The following is a 25,903-nucleotide window of genomic DNA, read 5'->3' on the forward strand; positions in this document are numbered from 1 at the left end:
AGAGGTACAGATGAACAGACGGAGAAGGCTCCTCCGGTACGGTCTCTTCACCGTGGTCGCCGCTCTCATGGCCACGGTGCTGCCGCCCGCCGCGGTGGCGAGTGCGGTCGATCCGTGCGGCCCGGGGACGAACGCGATCGTGTGCGAGAACTCCAAGCCGGGCACTCCCATGTCCGACTGGTTCGCACCGAGCGCCTACGGCGACATCAAGGGTTTCCCGGCGCAGACCAGCGTCCAGGCCGGCGAGACCGTACAGTTCAAGATCCAATCGCCGACCCCGTACCGCGTCTCGGTGTACCGGCTGGGCCACTACGGGGGTGACGGGGCCCGTCTGATGTCGACCGCGGCCCAGGCCTCGCAGACGTACCCGGCGAACTTCGCGCAGGGCGGCAATCCCGCCGGCTGTACGACCAAGGCCTCCACGGGTCTGGTCGACTGCGGGAACTGGCCGGTCACCGCGACGTGGACCGTGCCGGCCAACGCCGTCTCCGGTCTGTACATCGTCAACTTCGACCAGGCGGACGGCAACGGGGTGATGCCCTACCCGTTCGTCGTCCGCAACGACTCCAGCCACTCCGACATCGTGGTGCAGACCAGCGACCAGACCTGGCAGGCATACAACAACTACGGCGGCCAGGACCTGTACGACGGCGCCGGACCCGCCCCGGACGGTCGGGCGTACGAGGTCAGCTACAACCGGCCGATGGACATCGGCGGGGAGAACGGGATCTACGGTTCCGAGTACCAGATGGTCGCGTGGCTGGAGCGCAACGGGTACGACGTCAGCTACGTCTCCGGCATCGACATGTCGAACCGCGGCGCGACGGAGCTGCGCAACCACAAGGTCTTCATGTCCTCGGGACACGACGAGTACTGGACCCAGGACCAGTTCACCAACGCGCTCAACGCGCGCCGGGCCGGGGTCAACCAGACCTACTTCGCCGGCAACGAGGTCTTCTGGAAGACCCGCCTCGCCCCGAGCATCGACGGTACGAACACCGCCGACCGGACGCTGGTCTGCTACAAGGAGACCAAGCTGTCCTTCCCCCAGCCGAACGGCGTCCCCGACCCGAGCGGGATCTGGACCGGCACCTTCATGGACCCGGCCAGCGGCACCAACGGACGGACCTTCCAGCCGCAGAACCAGCTGACCGGCTCGCTGTTCAGCGTGAACGGCTACCGCGCCGACGCGATCACCGTGCCCGGCTCCTTCGCCAAGATGCGGCTGTGGCGCAACACCACCGTCGCTTCCCTGACCCCCTCCCAGACCGCCACGTTCCCGGTCGGCACCCTCGGCTACGAATGGGACAGCGACGTGGAGGACGGCTACCGGCCGCCCGGACAGATCCGGATGTCCTCGACCACGGTCGACATCAACGACGGCAAGCTGCGCCTCGACTACGGCAACAACTACGGCAACGGCACCGCGACGCACAGCCTGCTCGCCTTCCGCGACCAGACCTCGGGCGCCCTGGTGTTCGGGGCGGGCACGGTGCAGTGGTCCTGGGGTCTGACGAACATGCCCACCGGCAATCCGGACGACGCGGTGGTCACCGCGGACAAGCGGATGCAGCAGGCCACGGTGAACGTGTTCGCCGACATGGGCGTGCAGCCCAAGTCCCTGCAGAGCGACCTGGCCGCGGCGACGGCCTCCACCGACACCGTCGGCCCGGCCGTCACCGTGACCAGCCCCGCGGCGAACGCCACCGTGCCGGCGCTCAGGCCCGTGACCATCACGGGCACGGCGTCCGACACCGGCGGCGGGGTGGTGGCCCGCGTGGAGGTCTCCACCGACGGCGGGACCACTTGGAAGGCGACCACGGGCCTCGGCTCCTGGAGCTACACCTGGACGCCCACCGCCCCGGGCGCGGCCCAGATCAAGGTGCGCGCGGTGGACGACAGCGTGAACATCGGCGCCACCACCACGGTGGCGGTGACCGTCGGGCCGCAGCAGTGCCCGTGCACCGTCTGGCCGGCCGCGACCGTCCCCGGCACCGTCAACGGCGGTGACGGCGGCGCCGTCGAACTCGGCGTGAAGATCCGCTCGTCGGTGCCCGGTTCCATCACCGGCGTCCGCTTCTACAAGTCCCCCGCGAACACCGGCACGCACACCGGCAGCCTGTGGAGCAGCTCAGGGCAGCGCCTGGCCACCGGCACCTTCACCAACGAGACGGCGTCCGGCTGGCAGCAGCTGAACTTCTCCTCCCCGGTGCCGATCAAGCCCAACACCACCTACATCGCCTCCTACTTCGCACCCCACGGCGGCTACTCCTACGACCCCACCTTCGCCTCTGCGGAAGCCGGACTGGCCCCGCTCACAGCGCTGAAGAACGGCACCGACGGCGGCAACGGCGTCTACCGCTACAGCGGCACGGGCGGCTTCCCGAACAACGCCTCGTCCGGCAGCAACTACTGGGTGGACGCGGTCCTGGACACCGCCACGGCGAGCACGACGCCCCCCACCGTCACCGCGACCTCGCCGCAGTCCGCGGCGACCGGGACGGCGATCACGGCGGCGGTGACGGCGACCTTCAGCGGGGCCGTCGACGCGGACACCCTGGTGTTCACCCTGAAGGACTCCGGGGGCAACTCCGTACCGGGCACCAAGGTCCTCGGCGCCTCGAACAGCGCCACCTTCACCCCGGCCGGCGAGCTCGCCCTCAGCACCACCTACACGGCGTCCGTGCAGGCCTCCGACCTGTGGGGCAATGCCATGGCCGCGCCGGTGACGTGGAACTTCACCACCAGCACGACGCCACCGACGGTCAACTGCCCCTGCACGCTGTGGAGCGGCACCACCACGCCGAGCACCGCCAACGTGAGCGACGACACCAACTCGGTGGAGCTCGGCACCCGCTTCCAGTCCGCGGTGAACGGCTACATCACCGGCGTCACCTTCTACAAGGGGCCCGGGAACACCGGCACGCACACCGGCAGCCTGTGGGCGGCCAACGGCACCCTGCTGGCCACCGGAACCTTCGGCAGTGAAACGCTGACCGGCTGGCAGCAGCTCCAGTTCGCCACCCCGGTTCCCATCACCGCGGGCACCACCTACGTGGCCTCCTACCACGCGCCGAACGGCAACTACTCCGTGGACGGCGGCTACTTCACCGCGGCGCACCGCTCCTATCCGCTGGTCGCCCCGGCCGACACCGCCGGCGCCGCCAACGGCCTGTACAAGTACGGCGCGTCCACCGCCTTCCCGAACAACACCTTCGGCTCGGTGAACTACTGGGTCGGCCCGATCTTCACCACGACCCCGCCCGCTCCCGTCCAGTCGTCCACCGCCTCGGAGGTGCCCGGCCAGTGAGCACGGTCAGCGTGGTGATCCCCTGCTACAAGTACGGCCATTTCCTGGCCGACTGCGTCAAGAGCGTCCTGGACGAACAGGAGGGCGTCGACGTCCGGGTGCTGATCATCGACGACGCCTCGCCCGACGACTCCGCGGACGTGGCGCGTGCCCTGGCGGCGAAGGACCCGCGGATCGAGGTACGGGTCCACGAGCGCAACCGGGGTCACATCGCCACCTACAACGAGGGCCTGCTGGAGTGGGCCGACGGGGACTACGTCGCGCTGCTCTCGGCGGACGACCGGCTGGTCCCCGGGGCGCTGGTGCGCGCCGCCGCCCTGCTCGACGCGCATCCGGAGGCGGGCTTCGCCTACGGCAGGCCGCTGCGCTTCCGGCACGGCGGGCCGCTGCCCGCCGCCCGTACCCGGTCCACAGGGTCGGTGGTCTACCCCGGCCACTGGTGGCTGGAGCGCCGGTTCCGGGAGGGCACCGGGTGCATCACCTCGCCCGAGGTGGTGGTGCGCACGAGCCTCCAGCGCAAGGTCGGGGGCTACGACCCGGAGCTCCCGCACGCCGGTGACATCGAGATGTGGATGCGGCTCGCGGCGCACGCCGACGTGGGCTACGTCAGCGGGGCCGACCAGGCCTTCTACCGGGTCCACGGCAACAACATGTCCACCACCGACTTCGGCGGGCAGCTCGACGACCTGCGCCAGCGCCTCGTCGCCTTCGACTCGGTGCTGGAGAAGTGCGGCGGCCTGCTCCCGGGGGCCGACCTGCTGTCGCTCGCGGCGCGCACCCGGCTCGCCCGGTACGCGCTGCGCCGGGCCTACCGCGCCTACGACCGCGGCCGGACCGAGGTCGTTCCGGTCGACGAGCTCGTGGCGTTCGCCGCCGAGTGCCTGCCCGGCGGCTACACCGCGCTCGGCGAGTACCGGGCGCTGCTCAGGCGTCGGCGGATCGGGGCGCGCGTGATGCCGTACCTCCAGCCGCTGGTGCTGTCGGCGGTCGCCGACCGGGGCCGCGAGTGGCTGTGGTGGCGGTCGTGGAAGCGCCGAGGGATCTGATGAACCGTCCGTACCACTCAGCTGCTCGCCCGCCGGCCACGGCGGGCGAGCAGCTGGTCGGTCCACAAGGCCACCGGTACCCCGGCGACCCCGGCGAGCAGGGCCGAACCGGCCAGTCCGCGGCTCTTGTCGCCGGACTGCGCCACGGCATTGGGCGGCACCAGCAGGGTGACGCTCATCCGGGCCGCCTCGGGGATGCCCTGCTGCGTCTGCAGGTCCGTCAGGCGCTGCGTGTACAGCTCGATGATCTTCCGTACGGCCGCGTCCGCGGCTGCCGGACCGGGCTGCTCGGCCTGGATCTGCAACGAGGGGATCAGGTAGCGCGGGGTCACGCTGGTGCCGCTGTTGCGGGGGATCATCCGGTAGGTGCCGTCGACCCCCGCGGCACGCAGTTCGGCCGCGCCGGCGGAGGACTCCAGCTGTCGTACGGCCGCGTAGGAGACGGCGGCGAGGGGCGGCTGGAGGTTGGCGAGCTGGTTCGGCTGGTTGCCGGTCACCGGCGGTTTGAGCACGACGATCGCCGAGCTCAGGTACGTCGGGCTGGGGCGCATCACCTGGTGGGCTCCGGCGGCCGCGAGCGCCATGGCGACGACCAGGACGTACCAGCGCCGGCGCAGCGCGCGGACCAGCTCACCAGGCGACACACGATTCCTTCCGTTCCCCACGTCGTGATCGATCCTGTCAGGCCGGGTGTCGGCGCGCCATCAAATCCCGTACCTGTCGGGGGCGTTCGTGACCATCGGTGAAATACTCGCGGTGCTGCGGCGCCGCTGGTACGTGATGGTGCCGCTGACGCTGATCGGTCTGCTCGCGGCCGGCCACCTGTACCGGTCGGTGCCGGTGGCCTACCAGTCGCAGAGCTCGGTGGCGCTGATCGATTCCAAGGCGGTGGCCGAGCTGGCCCCCGCGTTCGGCAATCCCATCTCCAATGCCGGCGGTTCACTGGTCGTGACCGCGGACGTGCTGATCAGGACCCTGTCGGGGACGGACGCGGCGCGGGACCTGCACGGCCTCGGAGTGACGGACCCGTACACGGTCTCCTTCGCCGCGAACGCCTCGGGCCCGATGCTCACGCTGACCGTGACGGGTACCGACCGGGAGAAGGTGCTGCGGGAGACCAACATCCTCACCGGTTTCGCCGGGGAGCAGCTGGGCGCGCTCCAGGCGGCGGCCAAGGTCGAGCCCGCGTTCTTCGTGCAGACCACGCCCGTGGTGCTGCCGCAGACCCCGCAGCCCCAGCTCAAGAGCCGCTACCAGCAGGTGCTCGGCGTCATCATCCTCTGCACGACGGCCGGGTTCACGCTGTCGTTCGTGACCGAGACCCTGGTGGTGGCGCTGCGCCGCAGGCGTGCGAACGGGGCCTCGGCCAAGGTGCGCGGACGGCAGCCGCGCAGACGGGCCCGCGGCCGCCGGCTGGACGCGGTCACGCTGCTCAGCGGCTACCTGGCGCTGGCCTTCTTCATCCCCTCGAACCTGACGCTGCCGGGGATGGGCGGTGTCGGTACGCCGGCCAACGTGTTCGCGCTGCTGGGCCTGTTCTGGTACCTGGCGGCGTGGCTCACCGGCCGGATCCGGCCCGCCCGGGGCACCCGGCTGCCCCGGGTGATGATGTGGCTGCTGGCCGTATCGGTGCTGGCCTCGTACGTGGCGAACGCGACGCGGGGCGCCTCCCGCAAGGAGCTCCTCGGGGCGGACCGCGGACTGATCGGGCTGCTGGTGTGGGTGTCCCTGGTGGTGCTGGTCTCCGCCGCGGTCTCGAACCGGGCCCGGCTCGACGTGCTGCTGCGCAGGGCCGTGGTGATGGCGGCGGTGGTCGCCGCCATCGGCTATTACGACTTCTTCACCGCCACGAACATCGCCGACCGCATCAGCATCCCCGGTCTCCAGTCGGGCGCCGCGCAGATCACCGCCATGGACCGCGGCGCCTTCACCCGCCCGCGCTCCACCACGGCGCATCCCCTGGAGTTCGGCGGGATGCTCGCCCTGCTGGTGCCCTTCGCCGTGCAGCAGGCCTTCGATCCGGTACGGGCGCACCTGAGCCGGTGGCGCCGCTGGCTGCCGGTGGTGCTGATGGGCGGCGCGCTGCCGCTGACGGTGTCGCGTACGTCGATCATCGGGGCCCTCATCGTGGCCGTGGTGTTGGTGCCGCGGTGGAAGCCGCAGCGGCGGTGGACCGCGATCGGCGTGCTGCTGGGTTCGGTGGCCTGCTTCAAGGTGATCATCCCCGGGCTGATCGGGACCATCACCACGCTGTTCGCCTCCTTCCTGAGCAATTCCGACAGCAGCACGCAGGCCCGTACGGTCAAGTACGGCGCGATCGCCCCCTACCTGGAGGGGCGGCCCCTGTTCGGGCGGGGCCTGGGGACCTTCATCCCCGAGCTGTACTTCTTCACCGACAACCAGTACATGCTGACGCTGGCGGAGATGGGCCTGCTCGGGCTGATCGCCCTCCTGGCCCTCTTCCTGACCGGGATCCACCAGGGCGGCGCCATCCGCCGCCTGGCCCGCGACGAATCCGACCGGGAGCTGGGGCAGGCGTTCTTCGCCTCCGCCCTCGTCGCCCTGGTCAGCAGCGCCACCTTCGACGCCCTCAGCTTCCCGATGTTCGCCGGGATGTTCTTCCTGACGATCGCCGCCGGCGGCAGCTACCTCGGCTTCATCCGGCGCACGGCGCCGAAGCCCCTCACCCTGGAGTCCTCATGCGGTCCGACAGTCCGGCCTCCCGTCGTCCGGCAACCCCACCAGCCCAATCAACCGCAGCCGGTCCGGTAGCCGTTGTCGTCGTCACCTGGAACAGTGCCGCGGTGCTTCCGGAGTTCCTCACCGCCCTGCCGGAGGGCATGGCCGGGCTCGACTGGCGGCTCGTCGTCGCCGACAACGACTCGGCCGACGACACCGTGGAGCTGCTCCGTTCCCTGGCCCCGGACGCGACGGTCGTCCACACCGGCCGCAACGCCGGGTACGCGGCCGGGGTGAACGCCGCCCTCGCGGCCGCCGCGGACTGGCAGGGCGGCTTCCGGGCGGCCCTCGTCTGCAACCCGGACATCCGGATGCGGCGGGGCTGCGCCAAGCTGCTCGTGGACGGGCTCGGCGCGCCCGCGGCGGACGGCGACCGCGTCGGGATCAGCGTGCCGCTGCTGTACGAGGAGGACGGCAGCACCCTCGTGCACTCGCTCCGCCGGGAGTCGAGCGTGACCCGCGCCCTCGGCGAGGCCGTCATCGGCAACCGCCGGGCCGGGCGCTTCCCCCACCTGAGCGAACTGGTCACCGACCCCGCCGCGTACGAGCGGCCCACGTACGCGGACTGGGCGACCGGAGCCCTGATGGCCCTCTCCGCGGACTGCCTGGCCGCCTGCGGCCCGTGGGACGAGTCCTTCTTCCTCTACTCCGAGGAGACCGAATACTGCCTGCGCGCGCGGGACCGCGGCTACCGCACCCGACTCGAACCGGCCGCCGAAGCCGTACACCTCGGCGGCGACTCCCGGGTCTCGCCCCGGCTCTGGACCCTGCTCACCCTCAACCGCGTCCGTCTGTACGGGCACCGGCACGGCGCCCTCGCCACGGCCGCCTTCCGTGCCGCCGTCCTGCTCCGGGAGACCTCGCGAGCCGCGCTCGGCCGCCCGGCCAGCCGGGCGGCCGCGGCCGCACTCGCCCGGCCGGGCGCCCTGCGTGCCACGCCTGGGCCCTGACCGCCGCCGGGCTCGCCTAACCCAGGTTGTGTGGTTCGCCGCGCGGGCGGCAGACCATGGCGACGAAGTCGTGCCCCACCTCCGGGAGCGCCGCGTCCTCGGCGGCGAAGCACCGCTCCAGCAGCGCCAGCGTCTCCGGCTCCTGGTCACGGAAGTTGTGCGCGATCCCGGAGAACGCGATGTGCAGCACCGTGCCCCCGTACGGCCGTTCCTCGACCACCTCGAAATGGCGTCGCAGGCCCGGCAGCAGCGCCGCCGCGTCGACGGCCTCCGAGGGGTCGTCCAGCACCATCGACAGCCTGCTGGGCCGTACGACGCGGCGCTTGATCCGGCCGTCGGCCAGGCGCCGCCGCTCCTCGGGGATCTCGGCCAGCAGCGCGTTCGCCGCGTCCAGTTGGCCGTCGGTCCACTGGAACCTGGTGGGGCCGACGAACTCGTCCACCACGAAGGTCCCGCCGGGCTCGATCAGCCGGGACAGCCGCGGCAGGGTCTCGTCGAGGTCGTCGAAATGGTGCAGCGACTGCAGGCCCAGCAGCACGTCGAAGCGTTCGCCGTCGCCGGCCATCCGGTTGACGTCGGTGACCCGGAAGCGCAGGACGTCGGCGAGTCCGTGCTCTGCGGCGGCCCGGGTGGCGAAGTCGATGCGCTGCTGCGCCACGTCCACGCCCTCCAGGAGACCGAACGCGCCGGTCTTCGCCCAGAGCAGTTCGTTCCCGCCGGTGCCGCACCCCAGCGAAAGGCCGCGCAGATCCGTGCGCGGCGCGAAGTGCTTGGCGGCCACGTACTCGGGATAGGACGTGTCCGCGTCGCCGGTCATCAGCAGGTTCCACCGCTTGACGACCCCCGGGATCGCCCACCACTCGGTCAGCGACGGGTCGACCCGGGACCAGTGCTGGACCACCCGCGCGCCGCCGCGCACCCGCAGCTTGGCCAGCACCGGGTCCAGTTCCAGCCGTCGCACCTTGCGCAGCAGCCGGTCGGCGTCGTGTCGGTTGATCAGGTTGTTCAGCATGCAGGCTCCGTCCTCACGGCTATGAGCGACTTCGGGGCACCGAGCAGCCGCTCGCTGAGGAGGGCCGATCCGGGGAACAGGTAACGCATTTCGGTACGGGTCAGCAGCTCGATGTTGATCACTGCGTTCATCGCCGACTCCGGGCTGTCGGGGCGGCTGTGGACGAGCGGCCAGCGCCGTACCAGCCGGGCCCTGGCGGCCAGTGGCAGGAACTGGAAGCCGGGCGCCACGAAGTGCGGCTCGACGGGGAAATAGCGGTACGGCGTCTGGATCCAGTGCAGCGGGGCCAGTGACTCGACGGCGCCGACGAACAGCCGGCGCTGGCTGTGGCCGCCCACGTGCTCGATGGTCGAGTTGGAGAACACCAGGTCGTAGCCACCCTGGCTGCTCAGTTCGGCGGCGACCTCCGGGTCGGTGACGTCGGCTACCTCCGCGGTGATCCAGTCGGGCAGTTCGGCGGGGTGTTCCTCCAGATTGATCAGGTGGACGTGCTTGGCGCGCACCGGTGCGCGCAGCCACATCTCGGCCGTTCCGCCCAGGTCCACGACGCTCATGTTCTCGATGCCGGGGAAGCAGCGCCGGAACCGCTCCCAGCGGGCCACGCGCATGCGTTCACCCAGCGAGCCGGGCGCGTCGACGAACTTGTTCCTGAGGGCGCGGGATCGGGGCACGGGATCAACCACCTGTGGTCGGAGGGGAAGGGGAGCAGTCCTCAACTGGGCTGTCTCCATTGCGTGTAGAAGCTGGCCGGGTTCATGAGGTAGCGGACGGTGGGGTGCGGGACGTGGAGCACCTGGTACCGACGGCCGTAGCGGCGGATCAGCTCCCAGTCCTCGCGGGGCAGCACTTCCGGTGTCCGGCGCAGGCGGCTGAAGTGCAGGGAGCGATTGCGGCGGGCGACGAAGGCGTTGGTGTCCAGGAAGGCCTCGCGGGCGGCGCGGCGCCGGTCGTAGGGCACCGAAAGGACGTCCTTCTCGGTGCCGTCGGGCAGGACGCGGCGCAGTGCCGTGTAGACGCCGTCGGGTCCGGCCGGGGACTCCAGGACCGCAAGCGCCCGCGCCAGGTGGTCGGGCTCCCACAGGTTGTCGTCGTCCAGGAAGGCCACGTACCGCGAGCGGGTGAGGCGGATGCCCACGTTGCGCACGACGCCCGCCACGCCGGTGTTGTGTGCCAGCGATACGGCGAACAGTCGTGGATCGTCGGGGAGTTCGGGCAGTCCGGCACCGTCGTCGACCACGATGACGACCTGGTCGCGAGCGGTCTGGTCCAGGGCCGAGCGGACCGCGGCGCGCAGGGCCTCGGGGCGCCTGTGGGTCGCGATCACCGTGGCGACCAGCGCCGAGGGCGGCGAGGGCAGGGCGACGGCCAGCCGTCGGGTCTCGGCGTCCTCGATCCGGCGCAGCCGCACCGCGGTGGGGGCCAGCAGGACCTTGTTCCTGGCCTCGAAGAGCACCAGCCAGCCGAACGACGTCTTGAGCAGCGTCCAGGGTGCCCGCGCGACACGGCGCACGAGGCGGCTCCCGAGGCCGCTCACGGGGCCGGCTCGGGCTCGATCGGGCGGCCGTCGGACATCCGGTTGTTCCGCCACACGTTTCCGGCGCCGCTGTGGTTCCAGTGGGCGACGACGCCGTAGCCTCCGGAGTGGGGGTGGAACTGCGTCGAGAAGATGTTGTCGGTGACCTTGATCCCGGTGGCGCCGGTACTCCCGCCGTAGAGGGCGTACGCGCCGCCGGCGATCCAGTTGTTGTCGACGGTGACGTTCCGGACCACCCCGGTGTCCGCGAACAGGCCGATGCTCCCCGAGGCGCCCTGCTTGAGGCTGGTCTCGTTGAGCAGGGTGTTGTGGCGGATGATCAGGTCGCCGGTGTTGCCGCCGCCGCTGATCACCGCGTTGGTGTGCTGCCACTCGCCGCCCAGGTTGATGAACGGGACGATGTCGTGCACGTAGTTGTCGTGGATGTTGCCCTGCCCCATGGACAGGGCGTCGCCGAACACCGAGACGTCGCACCATCCGACCTCGATGGAACTGCCCCCCATGTTCGACACCGCGTAGTCCACGCCGCCGTTGTCCGGCCCCTTGCCGGGCACGGCGGTGATGGTGGAGTGCAGGACCCGCAGGCCGCTGTAACCGGGGCGCAGGTTGATGCCCCACCAGTTGTCCGATGTGATCTTGGTGTCGATGACGGTGACGTCGTTCGCGTAGATGTCGAGCGAGCCGGTGATGTCCCACCCCCGGATGACGAGCCCGTTGGTACGGACGGCCATGTAGCCGGTCTTGTGGGGCGTGAGGGGGATCCGCGGGCCGGTGGTGTCGGCGCCGGGGAAGCCGCAGTCGCGGGGAGAGGCGCAAGCGGTCTTGGCCGCGGGGGCACGGGTGCCGGACGCGCTGCCGGTACCCTTCGGCGCGGTGGGCTTCCCCGTCGGGGACGGCGAGGTGGCGGGGCCGTCCGTCGCTTCGCCGACGGTGGTCGAGGGTTCGGCGCTCGGAGACGCCGACGGCCCGGGCGCGGGGCAGGTCAGCGCGTCATCCGGGCAGTCCGACGACGACGCGGACCGGTCCGCTCCCGAGCAGGCCGCGCACAGCACCGCCAGTAAGGCGGCGAGCAGCAGTCCCACGAGCGGGTTTCGGCTGATGTGCCGTGACATCAGGTCACCTCATGTCCTTTGGGGTGGGCCGAACCGGAGCCGACGACCGGTGCCGGCCGCGCTGGGGCCGGTCGCCGCGGCCGACGCCGCGCAGGAAGTCGCGGCTGGGCAGTACGCACAGCGTGTAGCCGGCCAGGGCGATCGTGCCGATGGCGAGGTGCGCGAGCGGGCCGTCGCCCAACGGGCCCCGCAGGCCGAGGATGATCGTGGCCATCACGGCCCCGCCGAGGAAGGGCCACGCGCAGGCCCTGGCGATCCGGCCGACACCGATGCCCCCACGGCTGAGGGCGAACAGGAACACGGGCACCACCATGCCGCCGGCGACCAGGACATGGGCCTGTGAGGCTCCGACGATGCCGTTCAGGCGGGCGCCGACGAGGAGCACCGGGATCAGGGCCACCAGCCACAGGCCCTGCACGAGGAAGAGCGACCGGCGCTGTCCGATCGCGACCAGGCAGTCGTAGGCGAGTTCGCTGCCGATGCGGATGAGGCCGAGGGCCATCAGCCAGGGCAGCGCCGCGGCGGCGGGAGCCCATTGGCTCCCGTAGATCAGCTGGATGGCCGGCCCCGCGAAACAGCCCAGCAGGACGCACAGCGGGACGGTGGCGGTGATCACTACGCCCAGGGCACGGCTGAAGCCCCGGGCCAGCTCCTGGGGCGTGTCGGCCAGGCGGGAGAAGCCGGCGAAGGAGACCCGGCGGGCGGCCTCGGAGATGATCCGCACGGGCCAGCCGGACATGTTGAAGGCGAGCACGTAGAAGCCCAGAGCCACATTGCCCAGCGTCGCGCCCACCACCATGGTGTCGACGTTGACCACGGCGAGGGCCAGCATGCTCGCGCCGGCCAGCGGAAGCCCGAACCTGAGCAGCGCCCGGGCCTGTTCGGGGTCCCAGCCGAACTTCAGGGTGCCCGGTGCGGCCAGCGCGCAGCCGATCAGCGTCACGACGTTCCCCGCCACGGCTCCCCAGGCGAAGCTCATCGCGCCCCAGCCCTCGAAGGCGAGCAGCAGCGTCACCGTGGTGCTGACCACGAAGTTGAGCCCGTCGATGAGCATCCGCTTGCCCTGGGCGAACTCGCGGGTGAGGAAGTGGCCGGGCACCTGTGCCACTCCGTCGATCACCACGCACAGGCACATCACCCGCAGGACGCCCGCGGCGTCCGGCGAGCCGAGCAAACCCGCCACCGTCGGTGCCGCCGCGAACAGTGCCACGTACAGCAGGCCGCTGGAGAGGGCGCTGAGGGTGAGCACGGTCGGCGCGAACCGCCGTGCGTCCCCCTCCCAGCGCACGATGGCCAGACCCACGCCCAGCTCGTTCGCGGAGAGCAGGACCAGCAGCACCGTCTGGGCGATGCCGTACACGCCCCATTCCGCGGGGCCCAGGGCGAAGCGTGCCAGCACGATGCCGGTCGCGAAGTTGCCCAGGCGCATGACGACGGTGTTGATCAGGCTCCACCGGGCCGCCGAACGGACCTTCCCGCCGAGCGAGGGAGACGTGGGGAGCGGGGGCACGGGAAGAGCGGGAGGAGCGGGGGCGTCGCTCGGCTCACCGGTCTCACTGTCCGGTGCGCGGGCGGTGTCCATGAGTCGACTCCTCGTCGAGCGGCTCGGCGGCGGACGGCACGGCGGCGGGCGGCGCGGCGGACCGCGCCCACTTGGGCGGCCGGCGGATGGCGAGCGTCCTTTCCACGACCGATTCCTCGGTCGAGGGGATGGGGGCGGTCGTCTCCTCCGGCGGCTCGGCGCCCTGGGTCTCCGGCTCGGGCTCCGTCTCGGGCTCCGTCCCCGTCTCCGCCTTGGGCTCTGGCTTGTGCGACCTCTTGCGCGCCTCCACGTAGAAGGCGGCGACGATGCTGAGCACCAGGCCCAGGCCCCCGGCCATGACGAGGTACTGCAGCCTGGTCTTGGTCTCGGCCACCGGCTTCTGCGGCGGCACGATCGTCGCCATGCGGATCATGGCGTCCGGGGCGACCTTCTGCTCCGACTGGAACTCGGTCAGCCGCTGCTCGGCGTAGGCGGTGAGCTTCCGGTCCGACTCCAGGACGCGGTCCGGGTCGCTCCCGGTGGCGATGAGCCACATGAACGGGCCCAGGGCATTGTCGGCGATCTTCGCCTCGGTGGTTCCGGTGACGCCCAGCTCCTTGAGGTCGGCCAGCGAGGCGTCGGAGTTGAGGTTGCGGGCGAGCCCGTCGGCCATGCCGGTGAGGGAGGTCTGCGTGCTCAGGAAGGGGTTGCCGTCGTAGGCCTCGGTGGCCTTCTGCGAGTTGAGCAGGGTCACCGTGCTCTGCGACCGGTACGTCACCGGCACCACCAGGTGAACGCCGACGACGAGCGCCGCGGTGATCAGCAGTCCAGGCAGCAGCACGTACCAGCGCCTGCGCATGACCCGCCAGATCTCGGCGAGATCCATGGTCTTCCCCTTCTCCGTACTGCCTGTACTGCCTGAACTGCCTGATCCACTGATCCGTCTGAACTACTGCGCGACCAGGTCGGTGGGCCGGTGCCGGGAGCGGGCGCTCCCGCCGTCCAGCAGGACCTCGGCGATCCGTTCGCTCGCGCGGCCGTCCCAGAGTTCGGGGCAGCGTGGCGCGGGCGGGTCGTCGAGCACCCGGTGCACGGTGGCCACGACGCGTTCCGGGTCCGTGCCCGCGAGGACGTTGGTCCCCTGCTCCACCGTGATGGGGCGCTCGGTGTTCTCCCGCAGGGTCACGCAGGGCACGCCCAGCGCGGTGGTCTCCTCCTGGATGCCCCCGGAGTCGGTGAGCACCAGGCGGGCTGAGTCCTGCAGGGCGATGAAGTCGAGGTACCCGGCGGCCGGTACGAGCCTGATGCCGCCGGGTACGCTCAGTTCGGCCAGCCGTTCGGCGGCCCGCGGGTGCACGGGCAGCAGCAGCGGGCAGCGGTCGGCGATCTCGCCCAGGGCCTTGAGCAGGCCGCGCAGGGCCCCGGGGTCGTCCACGTTGGCGGGCCGGTGCAGGGTGACCAGGCCGTAGCCGCCGCGGGTCAGGCCGTAGCGGTCGAGGACGTCCGACTGCCGGGCCCGGTCGAGGTTGGCGAGGAGGGTGTCGATCATGACGTTGCCGACGACGTGGATCTGGTCCTCCCGGTAGCCCTCGGCCCGCAGGTTCGCGGCGGCGTCGGGCGAGGGGGCCAGCAGGTAGTCGCTGAGCCGGTCGGTGGCGACCCGGTTGACCTCCTCGGGCATGCTCCAGTCGCGGCTGCGCAGTCCGGCTTCGACGTGGGCCAGCAGCGGGCCGGCCTTCGCGGTCACCAGGGCGCAGGCGAGCGTGGAGTTGATGTCCCCGACCACCACCACGGCGTCCGGGGCCAGTTCGTCGACCAGCGGCTCGAAGGCGGTCATCACCCGGCCGGTCTGTTCGGCGTGGGTGCCGGAGCCGGCGCCCAGGTACCGGTCCGGCGGCCGGATGCCGAGGTCGCGGAAGAAGACGTCGTTCATGGACTCGTCGTAGTGCTGGCCGGTGTGGACCAGGATCACCTCGGCGCCGCGGCGCTCCAGTGCGTCCATCACCGGTTTGATCTTCATGTAGTTGGGTCGCGCTCCGGCGACGCAGATGATCCTCGTCGTTCCGCCCATGCTTCAGAGCACCTCCACGTTGGGCCCGGCGAGCCGGTTGCGGCAGTCCAGTACGAAGGAGGCGTGCTCGGCGATCAGCTGGTAGTCGAAGGTGTCGTGGTCGGTGATCAGGACGACCACGTCGGCGGCCGCGATCTCCTTGCGGGTCGGCTCGACGCGGACCAGCCGGGCGTCGACCTCGATGCTCTCCACGACGTGCGGGTCGGCCGCCCGCACCTTGGCGCCCATGTCGATGAGCAGCTGGGAGACCCGCACCGCGGGGGACTCCCGGGCGTCGCCGGTGTTCTTCTTGTAGGCGAGCCCGAGCAGCAGGACCCGGGAGCCGTTGACGGAGCGGCGTTTGGCGTTGAGCGCGTCGATGACGCGGCGGGCCACGTACTCGGGCATGTGGCTGTTGATGTCGTTGGCGAGTTCGACGAAGCGGAAGTTCTGGCCGAGTTCGCGCTGTACGCGCCAGGAGAGGTACGAGGGGTCGATGGGCAGGCAGTGTCCGCCGACCCCGGGGCCGGGGGTGAACTTCATGAAGCCGAAGGGCTTGCTGGAGGCCGCTTCGATGGCCTGCCAGACGTCGATGTCGAGGTGCCGGGCGAACATCGCTATCTCGTTGACCAGGGCGATGTTCACGTGCCGGAAGGTGTTCTCCAGCAGTTTGGCCAGCTCGGCCTCCTTGGGCGAGCTCACCGGCACGGTGGTGTCGACGAGTTCCCCGTAGAACGCCTCGACCGCCTTGAGCGAGGCGGCGTCGACGCCGGAGACCACCTTGGGGGTCTGCTGGAAGCCCCAGACGGCGTTGCCGGGGTCGATGCGTTCGGGGCTGTAGCCGAGGTGGAAGTCGGCGCCGGCGGTGAGCCCGGAGCCGTCCTCCAGGATGGGCGCGAACAGTTCCTCGGTGGTGCCCGGGTAGGTGGTGGACTCCAGGACGACCGTGGCTCCGGGCCGCAGGAAGCGGGCCAGGGTGCGGGCCGACTCCTCGATGTAACGCAGGTCGGGTGTGCCTTCCCGCAGGGGGGTGGGGACCGTGACGACGGCGACGTCGAAACCGCCGCAGTCCCGGGCCAGTTCACTGGGCCGGTAGCTGCCGCGCTCCAGTGCCCGGACGAGCCGCTCCGAGGAGACGTCCTCCACGAAGGACTCTCCGGCGGCGAGGCTCTTGACCCGCCGGGAGTCCACGTCGTACCCGATCACTTGGTGGCCGACTTCGGCGGCCCGGATGGCCAGCGGGAGTCCGACGTATCCCTGGCCCACGACGACGACGCGCATCAGCGACTCCTGTTCGCAAGGCCGGCAGGCGGTGTGCGGCGGACGAGTTCCCGGGCCGTCATGGCGAGGAAGGCGGCATTGGTGGTGAGGTAGCGCTTGCCGAGCCGGCGGGGCTCCTGGAGGGTGCGGTAGAACCATTCGAGTCCCATCCGCTGCCAGAGCAGGGGGGCCCGCTTGGTGATCCCGGCGAGGATGTCGAAGGAGCCGCCGACGCCGTGCACGACGTTGGCGCCGGTGCGCTTGCCGTAACCGGCGGTGAAGATCTCCTTCTTGGGCGAGGTCATGCCGAGGAACAGCAGCCCGGCCCGGCTGTCGGAGACGGCCTCGGCGACCGACTCCTGGTCGGCGTCGTCGAAGTAGCCGTTGCGGCTGCCCGCCACGTACAGCTTCGGGAACCGTTCGGAGATCTGGCGGAGCATCCGCTCCAGGACGTCCTGCCGGGCGCCGAGCAGGTAGACGGGGATGTCCGCCACCTCGGCCGCGGCGAGCAGTCGCATGAACAGGTCGATTCCCGCGACCCGTTCGGGCAGCCTGACGCCCAGGACGCGGCCGGCCCAGACCACCGCCTGGCCGTCGGCGAGGACGAGGTCGCAGCCGGCCACGGCCTCGGCGAGGCGGGGATCGCGCCGCATGTTGACGAGCTTCGCGGCGTTGACCATGCCGATCTCGATCTGCTCGCCGCGGCGGACGGCGTCCAGGCAGCGCTGAACGGTCTCGTCCATGGTCAGGGGGTCCAGTCCGACCCCGAAGAGGTACTGGCGACTCGTCATCTGTGCGGCCCCCCGAGCCAGGCGAACAGCATCCAGCCGAACTCGTACGGGCGGCACTCGCGGTCCACGGCGAGGGGCCGGAAGATCCCGTCGAGTGGTGCGAGCCGTGCACGGGGCGCCACCCGGGTGGTGAGTCCGCGGGCGGCGCGGACGGCCTTCTTCGGGTCGCCGCGGTGAACCTTGCGCCAGGTGACGCCGAGCTCCTCGCGGATCATCGGCTCGCGCGGGGTGCCCGTTGGCCCGGCGATTTCGGGGACCTCCGTCATCCAGCGCAGCCCGCGACAGATCTCCGTACCGAAGTCCGTGCCGCCCGCCTCGGCCAGATCGAACAGGGCGGTCGGGGCCATGGCGTGCTGGTGGACGCTGTAGACGGGGAAGCCCTCCACCACGGTGCCGTGCCGGGCGTCGTAGTGCCACCACCACTGTCCGCCGTCCCCCTGCAGGGCGCAGATCCGGGCGGCGCAGGCGTCCGCGGCCGCCAGGGCCTGCGGGTCCTCGCCGCCGGCGTGCAGCCTGGCGAGGGCCTGGAGCGGATAGGTCTGGTCGGCGAAGCAGGCCACGTGGGAGCGGTAGCCGGGGACCAGCCCCTCCCCGGTGGCGTGCGGGAACAGCGGGCTGTCCGCGGCCCTGGCCGCGAGCAGGCGGTCGCGGGCGGCCGGGATCCGGTCCTCCACGTCCACCGCGCCCCGGGCGGCGGCGAGGGCGGAGAGCACCCAGGCCGCCTCGACCGTGTACTGCGGCCGTCCCGGCAGGTCCAGGGCGGCCACCCGGTCGAGGGCGTCGGACAGCTTGGCGTGGCCCGTCTCGGCGGCCGCCCAGGCGATGAGCGCCGCGTCGCCGAGGTTGACCACTCCGGGCAGCCGCTGCACCAGCAGCCCCGTGAACTCCTCGGCGGTGCGTCCGCCGAACAGGGCGCGCTGGCGCTCCTCGGGCAGGAAGCGGGCCCCGAGCGCGGTGATGGCCGCGTACCGGGTGCTGGTCCCGCGCTGCTCCAGGCCGCGGGTGCCGTCGGGCGACACCTTGCCCACCCGGGTGAAAACGAAGGTCTGTTCCCCGGGCAGGTACATCGCGGGCAGGCCCGTTTCGGCCAGTGCGAGCAGCCGCTCGGCGAGGGCGTGCAGGGCCGGGTCCTCGTGGGCCAGTGCTGCTAATCGTTTGGTGGTCATCGGGCCCCCACCCCGACTCCCCGGGTGCTCCGGGCACCCCGTATGTCCGAGCCGTAGCGCTCCAACACACTTATCCCCTCTGATCGCTCGGCGGAGGGGGATTGCGCGAACGGCGTCCGGGCCCACGGCGTCCTTGCGCCGATGGCACGAACCGTCCTACGGCTGCGTCTGGAACCCCCCAGCGATGCCGCGGACCGGGGCACACGTGACGGGCGGTGCCGTCGGGAGCGGTGTTTCCGCGCCCGGACATGACACTGCCCCGGTGCCCTCGTCGTGTACAACCCCCCACTGAGCAAGGCCTGTTGCCTGCTCAGATCCCGTTGTGCAGGGACACGGTATGCCCATGGATGTTCGTTGATTGTGGTTTTGAGGAAATGCCGTTGCCCTAAATTGCCGACATTCCGTCAGCTGCGCTCGGCGAGCGTGCCGCCCTTCTCCTCGTACAGGTCGCCGGTGCTCGGGCACTCCCAGACGCCCGGCTCCTGCGCGCGCTCCACCAGGCGGACTCCGGCCTTCCCCACCCAGCCGGTCCGCCGGGCCGGTACCCCGGCCACGAGTGCGAAGTCGGGAACGTCCCGGGTCACCACGGCGCCGGCCCCCACCAGCGCCCAGCGCCCGATCCGCACCCCGGCCACGCACACCGACCGGGCTCCGAGCGAGGCCCCCTCGGCCACCACGACTCCGGCGGCCTCCCAGTCGCCGTCGCGCTTCAGCCGGCCTTCGGGGTCGACCGCGCGCGGGTAGAAGTCGTTGGTGAGCACGGCCGCCGGGCCGATGAACACGCCGTCACCGAGCACGGCGGGCTCGTACACGAGGGCGTAGTTCTGCAGCTTCACGTGGTTACCGATGCGAACGCCCGGCCCGACGTACGCTCCGCGCCCCACGATGCACCCGCGCCCGAGCCGGGCGTCCTCCCGTATCTGTGCCAGATCCCAGATGGTGGTCCCCTCGCCGAGCTCGGCCGACTCGTCGACCTGGGAGGAGGGTTGAATGCGGACACCCACGGCGCGTTCCCCTTACGGCTCGCGAGGCCCCGGGACGCGCGGGCCTACGAGCGGAGCATAAGCGCCGTCGGCCGACCGCACCCGGTGGATCAACCCACTGTTAGACAAACGGACTTGAGGGGGCGGAGTCAGGCGGAGATGCGGCGGTGATGCGGCCGGGCCGCGGCCCGGCCGTGCGTGCGCCGTCCGGGGCTCGTACGCTCCATGATCAGCGGATTCACCGGATGAGCGATCAAGGCGGGGGCAGTACATGACATATCGGCGCGCGGCGATACCGGCACTGGTCGGAGGGCTGCTCCTCACTGCGCTCCTTTGGTGGGCCGGGGCCAGTGCCCAGGCCCTGCACCTGCCGGGCAGCACCGACGTGATCGGTGGCCGGCTCGCGGCCGAGCTCGACCGCTGGCTCCTCCCCTGGTCGTACGAGATTCCGCAGGCGCTCCCGCTCGGTGCCGAGCCGTCCGGCGGGACCACGGGATCCACCCGGTTCGACGGCACCCGCTACGGCTCGCTGCACAGGACCGGGATGCAGATCCGCTTCGCGGCGGTCTTCGTCTTCTTCGTGCCCGGGGCGCTGCTGCTGGTCCGCAGGCTCCCGCCGGTGCGCGGCCGGGTGACGGCCGCGCTGCTCGCGGTGTGGGCCTGGGGCATGGTGGCCGGGATGCTGGCGGTGACGGCGTCCGCGCCGTGGCTGATCGCCTCGATGGGGCGCGGCAGCTATCGCCTCCTGCCCCAGTTGGCGAGTGTGATCTCCTCCGGGCGGCAGGCCGTGGCGGTGACCGCGCTGGTCGCGGCGGCGGTGACCGTGCTGACGGCGCGCATCACGGCCAGGGGCGCCGGTCCGCTGCCGCAGAACATCGTCCCCGCGCGCGCCGCCCGGCTGGCCGCCACCGTGGGCACGGCGGTGATCGCGCTGTCCCTGGTGGTGCTCTCGTACCAGTCGGTCGCCGCCTCGATCCAGACGCTCTCCCCGGACGGCGGGCTGTTCGCCGAACCGGGCGAACTCCTCCGCCAGTGGATGCTGCTCGGCGGCTGGGGCGCCCCGTCGGGCGGCGCGATCGGCGACTGGCTCCTGGGCCGGGCCATCGACGCACTGCTGCTCGTCGTCGTGTGGGTGGCGCTGCGGCGGCTGCCCCTCCTGCTCACCCGGGCCACCGTCCCGGCGATGGCGGTGGGCGCGGTCTGCGCGACCGTCATCGGGCTGCTGGCGAGCCAGCTGCTGCGGGTGCCGACGGACCGGTACGGCCTGCTGTACGGGCCCCTGCAGCTGTTCGCCCACGTCGGCAACGGCATCCCGGCCGCCCTGACCTTCGGGCTGGCGGCGGGGGTCGCGAGCGCCCTGACCCTGCGGGTGGCCGTGTCCCGCGCGGAGACCGCCGAGCGCGCGGTCTCCGCGTAGGACCGTGAACGGCGGGGGCCACCGGAGCGCGGTCCGGTGGCCCCCGTCAGGCGCGGGTCGGTCAGCCCAGCAGGCCGTTCATCCTGTCGATCTCGGCGGTCTGCGAGCTGATGATCGCGTCGGCCATCGTCTTGGCCTCCGGGAAGGCCCCCTCGGTCTTCTCCGTGCGGGCCATCGCGACCGCGCCTTCGTGGTGCTTGATCATCAGCTGCATGAAGGCGGTGTCGAACGCCTTGCCGGAGGACTTTCCGAGCTGGTCCATCTCCCCGGCCGTCATCATCCCGCCCGCTCCGCCGGCGCCGTGCCCGGAGTGGTCCGCGGCGCCCTCGGCGGGCACCTGCTCGCCCCAGGAGGTCAGCCACCCGGAGAGGGTCCTGATCTCCGGGTCCTGGGCCTTCTTGATCTCCTCGGCGAGCTTCTTGACCTCGGCCGACTCGGCGCGGGAGGGGGCGAGGTCCGCCATCTCCACGGCCTGCCGGTGGTGGGGGATCATCCCCTTGGCGAAGGCCACGTCGGCGGCGTTGTGCTGCCCCTGCGCGGCGGACGCCGAGTCCGTCGGCGCGGCGGAGTAGCTGTGGCCGCCGTGCCCGGCGTTGGCGTCGTCGCCCGACCCGCAGGCGGCGAGGACGAGCGTGGCCGTGGCCACGGCCGCGACGGCGGTGGCGGTACGGCGGATGAGGGAACGGTGCTTGCGCATGATGGTGCGACTCCTTGTCCGGAATTGAGGATGCGACGGAGCGCGGCAGCCCCCGGAGGGGCGCCGTGCGGGTCGTCCTAGATCCGCAGGAGTTGCAGTTCGGCCAGGTCGGGCGGGCCCCGTCCGCTCTGCGCCGACGCCGTGGCGACGGCGTGGGGCGCCTCGGCCGCCGGTGCGCCCTCAAGGGCGGCCGCCGGGGCCGGCGGGGCGTACGCGGTACCGATACCGGTGGCCGCGCAGGTGGCGTCCGCGTGGTGCGTGTGGCCGGATCCGCCGTCGGTGTGCGAGCAGCCCTCGGGCGCGCCGACCACCGTACCGGCCGGTTCATGGTGGCCCGCCGCCATGACGTGGCCGCCGACCGCCGCGGGGGTACGTGCGAGGGAGGGACCGGGGCCCAGGCCGTGCATGGCCAGCACACCGGCCAGCACCGCGAGTACGAGCAGCACGAAGCCGCGCCCTGCCGGGCGGCGGCTCGACGGCTGCACGCGGGAGATCATGCGGCCATCGTACGGAAGCGGCGGGCCGACCGCGTCGGCGGGCCCGCGTCGTGGGACCGCGTCGTGGGACCGCGTCGTGGGACCGCGTCGTGGGACCGCGTCGTGGGACCGCGTCGTGGGACCGCGTCGTGGGACCGCGTCGGGACCGCGTCGTGGGACCGCATCGTGGGACGGCCCGCTTGCGTTTCGGCCGCGGACGGAGTTGCGTGGGTTCTGTCTCCCCTGGACGGGGGTGAGCCAAGGTGTTCTTCACCGATCGGGCCGACGCGGGTCGGCGTCTCGCCGCGGCGCTACGACATGTGGCGACGGAGGATCCGGTCGTCCTTGGGCTGCCCCGGGGCGGGGTACCGGTGGCCTTCCAGGTGGCGCGGGAGCTCGGGGCTCCGCTGGACGTGATCGTCGTGCGCAAGCTCGGGGTCCCCTACCACCAGGAGCTGGGCTTCGGGGCCATCGGCGAGGGCGGCGTACGGATCATCAGCGAGGACATCGTCCGCCAGGCCCGGGTGGCCCCCGAGGACGTAGCCGCCGTGGAACGCAGCGCGCAGGAGGCCCTCGGCCGGCAGGCGCACCGCCTGCGCGAGGGCCGGCCGCGGCTCTCCCTCGTCGGGCGCACCGCGATCGTGGTGGACGACGGGATCGCCACGGGCGCCACCGCGGCCGCCGCGTGCGAGGTCGCCCGCGCGCAGGGAGCGTCCCGCGTGGTGCTCGCCGCGCCGGTGGCTCCGCCGGACGCGGTCGCGTGGCTGCGCGGCGCGGCCGACGAGGTGGTGTGCCTGTCCACGCCGCGTGCCTTCCGGGCGGTGGGCGAGTGGTACCAGGACTTCTCCCAGACCGCCGACGAGGAGGTCGTCGCCCTGCTGGCGGAGGCCGGGACCCACGCCCCGCGCCCCACCGAAGCCGAAGCCGACGTGGAGGTCGAGGTGGAGGTAGAGGTCGACCGGGGCGCGCTGCGGCTGGCCGGGGACCTCGCCCTGCCGGAGGCCGCCGGGAACACCGGGAACTCCGGTGCGGTCGTCATGTTCGCCCACGGCTCCGGCAGCAGCCGCCGCAGCCCCCGCAACCGCGCCGTGGCGGCCGCGCTGAACCGGGCGGGCCTGGGCACCCTGCTCTTCGACCTGCTCACGCCCTCCGAGGAGGCCGACCGGTCGAACGTGTTCGCCGTCGAGCCCCTGGCCGGGCGCCTCTCGGACGCGACGCGCTGGCTGCGGAGCACGTACGCGCCCGGGGCCATCGGCTACTTCGGGGCGAGCACGGGAGCCGCGGCCGCGCTGCTGGCCGCCGCGCGGCCCGACGCGGAGATCGGCGCCGTGGTCTCCCGGGGCGGCCGCCCGGACCTGGCCGGGCCGTGGCTGGGCGACGTACGGGCGCCCACGCTGCTCATCGTCGGCGGCCGCGATACGACGGTGCTGGAACTCAACCGGCAGGCGAAGGCGGAGCTGCGCTGCGAGAACCGGCTCGACGTGGTCCCGGGCGCCACGCACCTCTTCGAGGAGCCGGGGGCGCTCGACGAGGTCGCGGAACTGGCCCGGGAGTGGTTCACCCGCCACTTGGCGAACGCGGCAAGATAACAGCCTTCTCCGGGCCCGCCCGATTGTTTGTCCAAGGGTGATGGTCCTCCCGTACGGACACCACAGGTGGCCTAGCGTCCCGTGACACCCACGGAGCGAGGAGGCACTGTGCTGTCACTGCGGTGGCGATCCATCAACAGCCTGTCGGTGGCCACGCGGCACACGATCGCGAACGGTGTCGTCATCACCGCCCTCGCCGTCACCCTGATCGCGCTGCTGATTCCCGTCGAGGGATTCGGCAGCCGGACCCCGGCCGGAAGCGCGGCAGGGACCGCGGGCGCGGCGGGCGAGGACGACGGCGCCGGGACCATGAGCACGGCGTACGGGCCGTTGACCGCCGCGGACCGGGACTTCGTCCGCAAGGTCCGGCTGGCCGGGCTGTGGGAGCTGCCCGCCGGCCGGCAGGCCCAGCAGCGCGGGACGCGCGCCTCGGTGCGCACGGCCGGGGATCACCTCGTCGAGGGCCACACCGACCTGGACCAGCAGGTCATCCGCGTCGGCCAGGCCCTCGGCGTCGACCTGCCCAATCAGCCCACCTCGCAACAGCAGGAATGGCTGGGGCAGCTGACGCAGGCTCAGGGAGACGCGTACGAAAGGCTGTTCATCCAGCTCCTGCGCCGGGCGCACGGGAAGGTGTTCGCGCTGCTGGCCGGGGTGCGGGCACAGACCCGCAACTCCATGGTCCGCGCCCTCGCCACCTCCGCCAACGCCACGGTCCTGGACCACATCACGGTCCTGGAGGAGAGCGGTCTGGTCGACTTCGACGCGCTCTCCGACGCGAGCCCGGTGCCGTCGCCGGCCCGCTCCTCCCCTGCCGTTCCCGCACCGGCCGCCCCGTCCCCGGCCCCCTCCTCCCCCGCTCCCCCGATCCCATCGAGGAAGAAGTCATCGCATGAGTCGACAGGGTCATGAACGCCGCCGAATGCCGGGCGCACTGCTCGCCGTGGTCTCCGCTCTGGCGCTGGGCGCCGGCGGGGTCGCCGTCGTCGCGGGCAACGCCTCCGCAGGACAGGACGACGACGGGGCAGGGCAGTTGACGGCCACGATCGACTGCCCGGACATCGGAACGCGGCTCACTTCCGTCCCCGAGCAGGCGAAGGCCGAGGTCGACGAGGGCCTCGCCCAGCTGGACGTCCAGGTGGCCGACGCCTACCGGCGGCTCGCGGCCGGTGAGGCGCGGGGAGACGCCCTCCTCGGCGAGCTCCGCCGGCAGCGCGATACGACCATCAACCGGCTGGCCGACGCGGTGGGCCGGTCCGGCGGGCGTCCCGACGAGCTCACGGACTTGAGCGGCTGCCGGATGAAGCAGGCTCCCGCCGAGGACGCGACGGCCGGGGAACCGGCCTCCGTACGCAAGGGAGGTCCCGCGCGCAGCGACTTCGTCTCCATCACCAAGGTCCGGCCGAACGTGCGCACCCCCGCGCCGTCGGCGGACGCCTCCAAGGGCACGTTCACCTCGAAGTGCGGCCGCAACGAGAACGGCCACTTCAACCCCGACAACGTCATCGTGGCGCCCGGCGTCTCCAACGGCGCCCACCACATGCACGACTACGTGGGCAACGTGTCCACGGACGCCTTCTCCACCAACAACAGCCTCGCCGCCGCCGGCACCACCTGTGCCAACGGCGACCAGTCCAGCTACTACTGGCCGGTGCTGCGGCTGCGCGACGGGAAGGCCGAGCGGGACGCCCGGGCTCCCGGCGGCGGCCAGGACGGCAACGTGGGCACCATCCTGCGGCCCAAGCAGGTCACCCTCACCTTCCAGGGCAGTCCCGTAGGCCGGGTCACGGCGATGCCCCGCTTCCTGCGGGTCATCACGGGCGACGCGAAGGCGTTCACCAACGGCACGGCCAACGCCAACGCCTCGTGGAGCTGCACCGGTTTCGAGGACCGGCAGCTGAAGGACAAGTACCCGATCTGTCCGAAGGGCAGCGACGTGGTCCGCACCTTCACCTTTCAGAGCTGCTGGGACGGGCGGAACACCGACAGCGCCAACCACCGTACGCACATGGCCTTCACGGACCGCGCGGGCCGCTGCCCGAAGGGCTTCACCGCGGTGCCGCAGCTGGTGCAGCGGATCACCTACGGCATCGCGCCGGGCGCCCGGTTCGCCGTGGACAGCTTCCCCGAGCAGCTGCACAAGCCGGTGACCGACCACGGTGACTTCATCAACGTGATGTCGCCCGGCCTGATGGACAGGGCCGTGGACTGCGTCAACTCCGGCCGTAGCTGCCGCTGAGCTCCCGGGG

22 protein-coding genes are annotated in these 25,903 nt (G+C 71.9%); 8 read left to right on the top strand and 14 right to left on the bottom strand.

All coding sequences use genetic code 11. The features are described from left to right. Positions 1–10 precede the first annotated feature (10 nt). Complete coding sequence (locus OG625_RS04690; RefSeq protein ID WP_329376790.1) at positions 11–3,310, top strand: DUF4082 domain-containing protein; 3,300 nt, start codon at positions 11–13, stop codon at positions 3,308–3,310. Continuing rightward, positions 3,307–4,356 carry a glycosyltransferase gene (locus OG625_RS04695; protein WP_329376791.1) on the top strand — a complete coding sequence of 350 codons (1,050 nt, stop codon included), beginning with the start codon at positions 3,307–3,309 and terminating at the stop codon, positions 4,354–4,356. Before OG625_RS04690 ends, OG625_RS04695 begins: the two co-directional genes overlap by 4 nt. A 17-nt stretch (positions 4,357–4,373) precedes the next feature. Here OG625_RS04695 and OG625_RS04700 read toward each other — a convergent pair whose 3' ends face one another. Beyond that, on the bottom strand, positions 4,374–5,000 hold the full coding sequence (locus OG625_RS04700; RefSeq protein WP_329376792.1) for a hypothetical protein: 627 nt from the start codon (positions 4,998–5,000) through the stop codon (positions 4,374–4,376). 88 nt (positions 5,001–5,088) lie between these two features. Here OG625_RS04700 and OG625_RS04705 point away from each other — a divergent pair, with 88 nt between their 5' ends. Continuing rightward, positions 5,089–7,128 (top strand): O-antigen ligase family protein, encoded by a 2,040-nt coding sequence (locus OG625_RS04705; protein WP_329376793.1) that lies wholly within the window; start codon positions 5,089–5,091, stop codon positions 7,126–7,128. Then, positions 7,056–8,045, top strand: coding sequence for a glycosyltransferase family 2 protein (locus tag OG625_RS04710; protein WP_329376794.1), 990 nt, complete (start codon positions 7,056–7,058; stop codon positions 8,043–8,045). Before OG625_RS04705 ends, OG625_RS04710 begins: the two co-directional genes overlap by 73 nt. Positions 8,046–8,061: 16 nt before the next feature. On the opposite strand, the gene OG625_RS04715 is transcribed toward OG625_RS04710, so the two are convergent. The 11 genes from OG625_RS04715 to OG625_RS04765 form a co-directional block, all read right to left on the bottom strand. Beyond that, positions 8,062–9,057 carry a class I SAM-dependent methyltransferase gene (locus OG625_RS04715; RefSeq protein ID WP_329376795.1) on the bottom strand — a complete coding sequence of 332 codons (996 nt, stop codon included), beginning with the start codon at positions 9,055–9,057 and terminating at the stop codon, positions 8,062–8,064. Then, positions 9,051–9,728, bottom strand: a complete 678-nt coding sequence (locus tag OG625_RS04720; protein WP_329376796.1) for a class I SAM-dependent methyltransferase — start codon at positions 9,726–9,728, stop codon at positions 9,051–9,053. Before OG625_RS04720 ends, OG625_RS04715 begins: the two co-directional genes overlap by 7 nt. Positions 9,729–9,769: 41 nt before the next feature. Further along, positions 9,770–10,567, bottom strand: coding sequence for a glycosyltransferase family 2 protein (locus OG625_RS04725; RefSeq protein WP_329376797.1), 798 nt, complete (start codon positions 10,565–10,567; stop codon positions 9,770–9,772). A 20-nt stretch (positions 10,568–10,587) separates the two neighbouring features. Further along, positions 10,588–11,703, bottom strand: a complete 1,116-nt coding sequence (locus OG625_RS04730) for a hypothetical protein (RefSeq protein ID WP_329376798.1) — start codon at positions 11,701–11,703, stop codon at positions 10,588–10,590. A 4-nt stretch (positions 11,704–11,707) separates the two neighbouring features. Further along, on the bottom strand, positions 11,708–13,285 hold the full coding sequence (locus OG625_RS04735; RefSeq protein WP_329376799.1) for an oligosaccharide flippase family protein: 1,578 nt from the start codon (positions 13,283–13,285) through the stop codon (positions 11,708–11,710). Next, positions 13,257–14,111: a chain length determinant protein gene (locus tag OG625_RS04740; protein WP_329376800.1), complete on the bottom strand. Its 855-nt coding sequence runs from the start codon at positions 14,109–14,111 to the stop codon at positions 13,257–13,259. The genes OG625_RS04735 and OG625_RS04740 overlap by 29 nt, the downstream gene beginning before the upstream one ends. 63 nt (positions 14,112–14,174) lie before the next feature. Continuing rightward, a complete protein-coding gene (gene wecB, locus OG625_RS04745) occupies positions 14,175–15,296 on the bottom strand; it encodes a non-hydrolyzing UDP-N-acetylglucosamine 2-epimerase (RefSeq protein ID WP_329376801.1) in 1,122 nt (373 codons plus the stop codon). Between the two features lie 3 nt (positions 15,297–15,299). Further along, a complete protein-coding gene (locus OG625_RS04750) occupies positions 15,300–16,556 on the bottom strand; it encodes a nucleotide sugar dehydrogenase (RefSeq protein WP_329376802.1) in 1,257 nt (418 codons plus the stop codon). Next, positions 16,556–17,326 (bottom strand): WecB/TagA/CpsF family glycosyltransferase, encoded by a 771-nt coding sequence (locus OG625_RS04755; RefSeq protein WP_329376803.1) that lies wholly within the window; start codon positions 17,324–17,326, stop codon positions 16,556–16,558. Before OG625_RS04755 ends, OG625_RS04750 begins: the two co-directional genes overlap by 1 nt. After that, a complete protein-coding gene (locus OG625_RS04760) occupies positions 17,323–18,492 on the bottom strand; it encodes a hypothetical protein (RefSeq protein WP_329376804.1) in 1,170 nt (389 codons plus the stop codon). Before OG625_RS04760 ends, OG625_RS04755 begins: the two co-directional genes overlap by 4 nt. 404 nt (positions 18,493–18,896) lie before the next feature. After that, positions 18,897–19,496 (bottom strand): acyltransferase, encoded by a 600-nt coding sequence (locus tag OG625_RS04765; RefSeq protein WP_329376805.1) that lies wholly within the window; start codon positions 19,494–19,496, stop codon positions 18,897–18,899. Between the two features lie 250 nt (positions 19,497–19,746). Here OG625_RS04765 and OG625_RS04770 point away from each other — a divergent pair, with 250 nt between their 5' ends. Further along, on the top strand, positions 19,747–20,892 hold the full coding sequence (locus OG625_RS04770) for a hypothetical protein (RefSeq protein ID WP_329376806.1): 1,146 nt from the start codon (positions 19,747–19,749) through the stop codon (positions 20,890–20,892). 61 nt (positions 20,893–20,953) lie between these two features. On the opposite strand, the gene OG625_RS04775 is transcribed toward OG625_RS04770, so the two are convergent. Continuing rightward, complete coding sequence (locus OG625_RS04775) at positions 20,954–21,589, bottom strand: DUF305 domain-containing protein (RefSeq protein WP_329376807.1); 636 nt, start codon at positions 21,587–21,589, stop codon at positions 20,954–20,956. Between the two features lie 77 nt (positions 21,590–21,666). Then, complete coding sequence (locus OG625_RS04780) at positions 21,667–22,086, bottom strand: DUF6153 family protein (RefSeq protein ID WP_329376808.1); 420 nt, start codon at positions 22,084–22,086, stop codon at positions 21,667–21,669. 242 nt (positions 22,087–22,328) lie between these two features. On the opposite strand from OG625_RS04780, the gene OG625_RS04785 reads away from it, so the two are divergent. The 3 genes from OG625_RS04785 (at position 22,329) to OG625_RS04795 (ending at position 25,893) form a co-directional block, all read left to right on the top strand. Continuing rightward, entirely contained in the window at positions 22,329–23,654 is a 1,326-nt protein-coding gene (locus OG625_RS04785; RefSeq protein ID WP_329376809.1) for a phosphoribosyltransferase family protein, read from the top strand. Positions 23,655–23,771: 117 nt separating this feature from the next. After that, entirely contained in the window at positions 23,772–24,566 is a 795-nt protein-coding gene (locus OG625_RS04790) for a DUF4142 domain-containing protein (RefSeq protein ID WP_443067862.1), read from the top strand. Then, the gene (locus tag OG625_RS04795) at positions 24,547–25,893 is read left to right on the top strand and encodes a DUF1996 domain-containing protein (RefSeq protein ID WP_329376811.1); all 1,347 of its coding nucleotides are present in this window, start codon (positions 24,547–24,549) and stop codon (positions 25,891–25,893) included. The genes OG625_RS04790 and OG625_RS04795 overlap by 20 nt, the downstream gene beginning before the upstream one ends. The last annotated feature ends 10 nt before the right edge of the window (positions 25,894–25,903 follow it).

This window comes from Streptomyces sp. NBC_01351, assembly GCF_036237315.1.
In the GTDB taxonomy this organism is placed as follows: domain Bacteria; phylum Actinomycetota; class Actinomycetes; order Streptomycetales; family Streptomycetaceae; genus Streptomyces.

What these genes read in the sequence shown, in the direction of transcription:
- OG625_RS04690 (WP_329376790.1), top strand. Translation starts at nt 11, where the DNA reads ATGAACAGACGGAGAAGGCTCCTCCGGTACGGTCTCTTCACCGTGGTC.
- OG625_RS04710 (WP_329376794.1), top strand. Translation starts at nt 7,056, where the DNA reads ATGCGGTCCGACAGTCCGGCCTCCCGTCGTCCGGCAACCCCACCAGCC.
- OG625_RS04715 (WP_329376795.1), bottom strand. Translation starts at nt 9,057, where the DNA reads ATGCTGAACAACCTGATCAACCGACACGACGCCGACCGGCTGCTGCGC.
- OG625_RS04730 (WP_329376798.1), bottom strand. Translation starts at nt 11,703, where the DNA reads ATGTCACGGCACATCAGCCGAAACCCGCTCGTGGGACTGCTGCTCGCC.
- OG625_RS04735 (WP_329376799.1), bottom strand. Translation starts at nt 13,285, where the DNA reads ATGGACACCGCCCGCGCACCGGACAGTGAGACCGGTGAGCCGAGCGAC.
- OG625_RS04740 (WP_329376800.1), bottom strand. Translation starts at nt 14,111, where the DNA reads ATGGATCTCGCCGAGATCTGGCGGGTCATGCGCAGGCGCTGGTACGTG.
- wecB (WP_329376801.1), bottom strand. Translation starts at nt 15,296, where the DNA reads ATGGGCGGAACGACGAGGATCATCTGCGTCGCCGGAGCGCGACCCAAC.
- OG625_RS04750 (WP_329376802.1), bottom strand. Translation starts at nt 16,556, where the DNA reads ATGCGCGTCGTCGTCGTGGGCCAGGGATACGTCGGACTCCCGCTGGCC.
- OG625_RS04755 (WP_329376803.1), bottom strand. Translation starts at nt 17,326, where the DNA reads ATGACGAGTCGCCAGTACCTCTTCGGGGTCGGACTGGACCCCCTGACC.
- OG625_RS04760 (WP_329376804.1), bottom strand. Translation starts at nt 18,492, where the DNA reads ATGACCACCAAACGATTAGCAGCACTGGCCCACGAGGACCCGGCCCTG.
- OG625_RS04770 (WP_329376806.1), top strand. Translation starts at nt 19,747, where the DNA reads ATGACATATCGGCGCGCGGCGATACCGGCACTGGTCGGAGGGCTGCTC.
- OG625_RS04775 (WP_329376807.1), bottom strand. Translation starts at nt 21,589, where the DNA reads ATGCGCAAGCACCGTTCCCTCATCCGCCGTACCGCCACCGCCGTCGCG.
- OG625_RS04780 (WP_329376808.1), bottom strand. Translation starts at nt 22,086, where the DNA reads ATGATCTCCCGCGTGCAGCCGTCGAGCCGCCGCCCGGCAGGGCGCGGC.
- OG625_RS04795 (WP_329376811.1), top strand. Translation starts at nt 24,547, where the DNA reads ATGAGTCGACAGGGTCATGAACGCCGCCGAATGCCGGGCGCACTGCTC.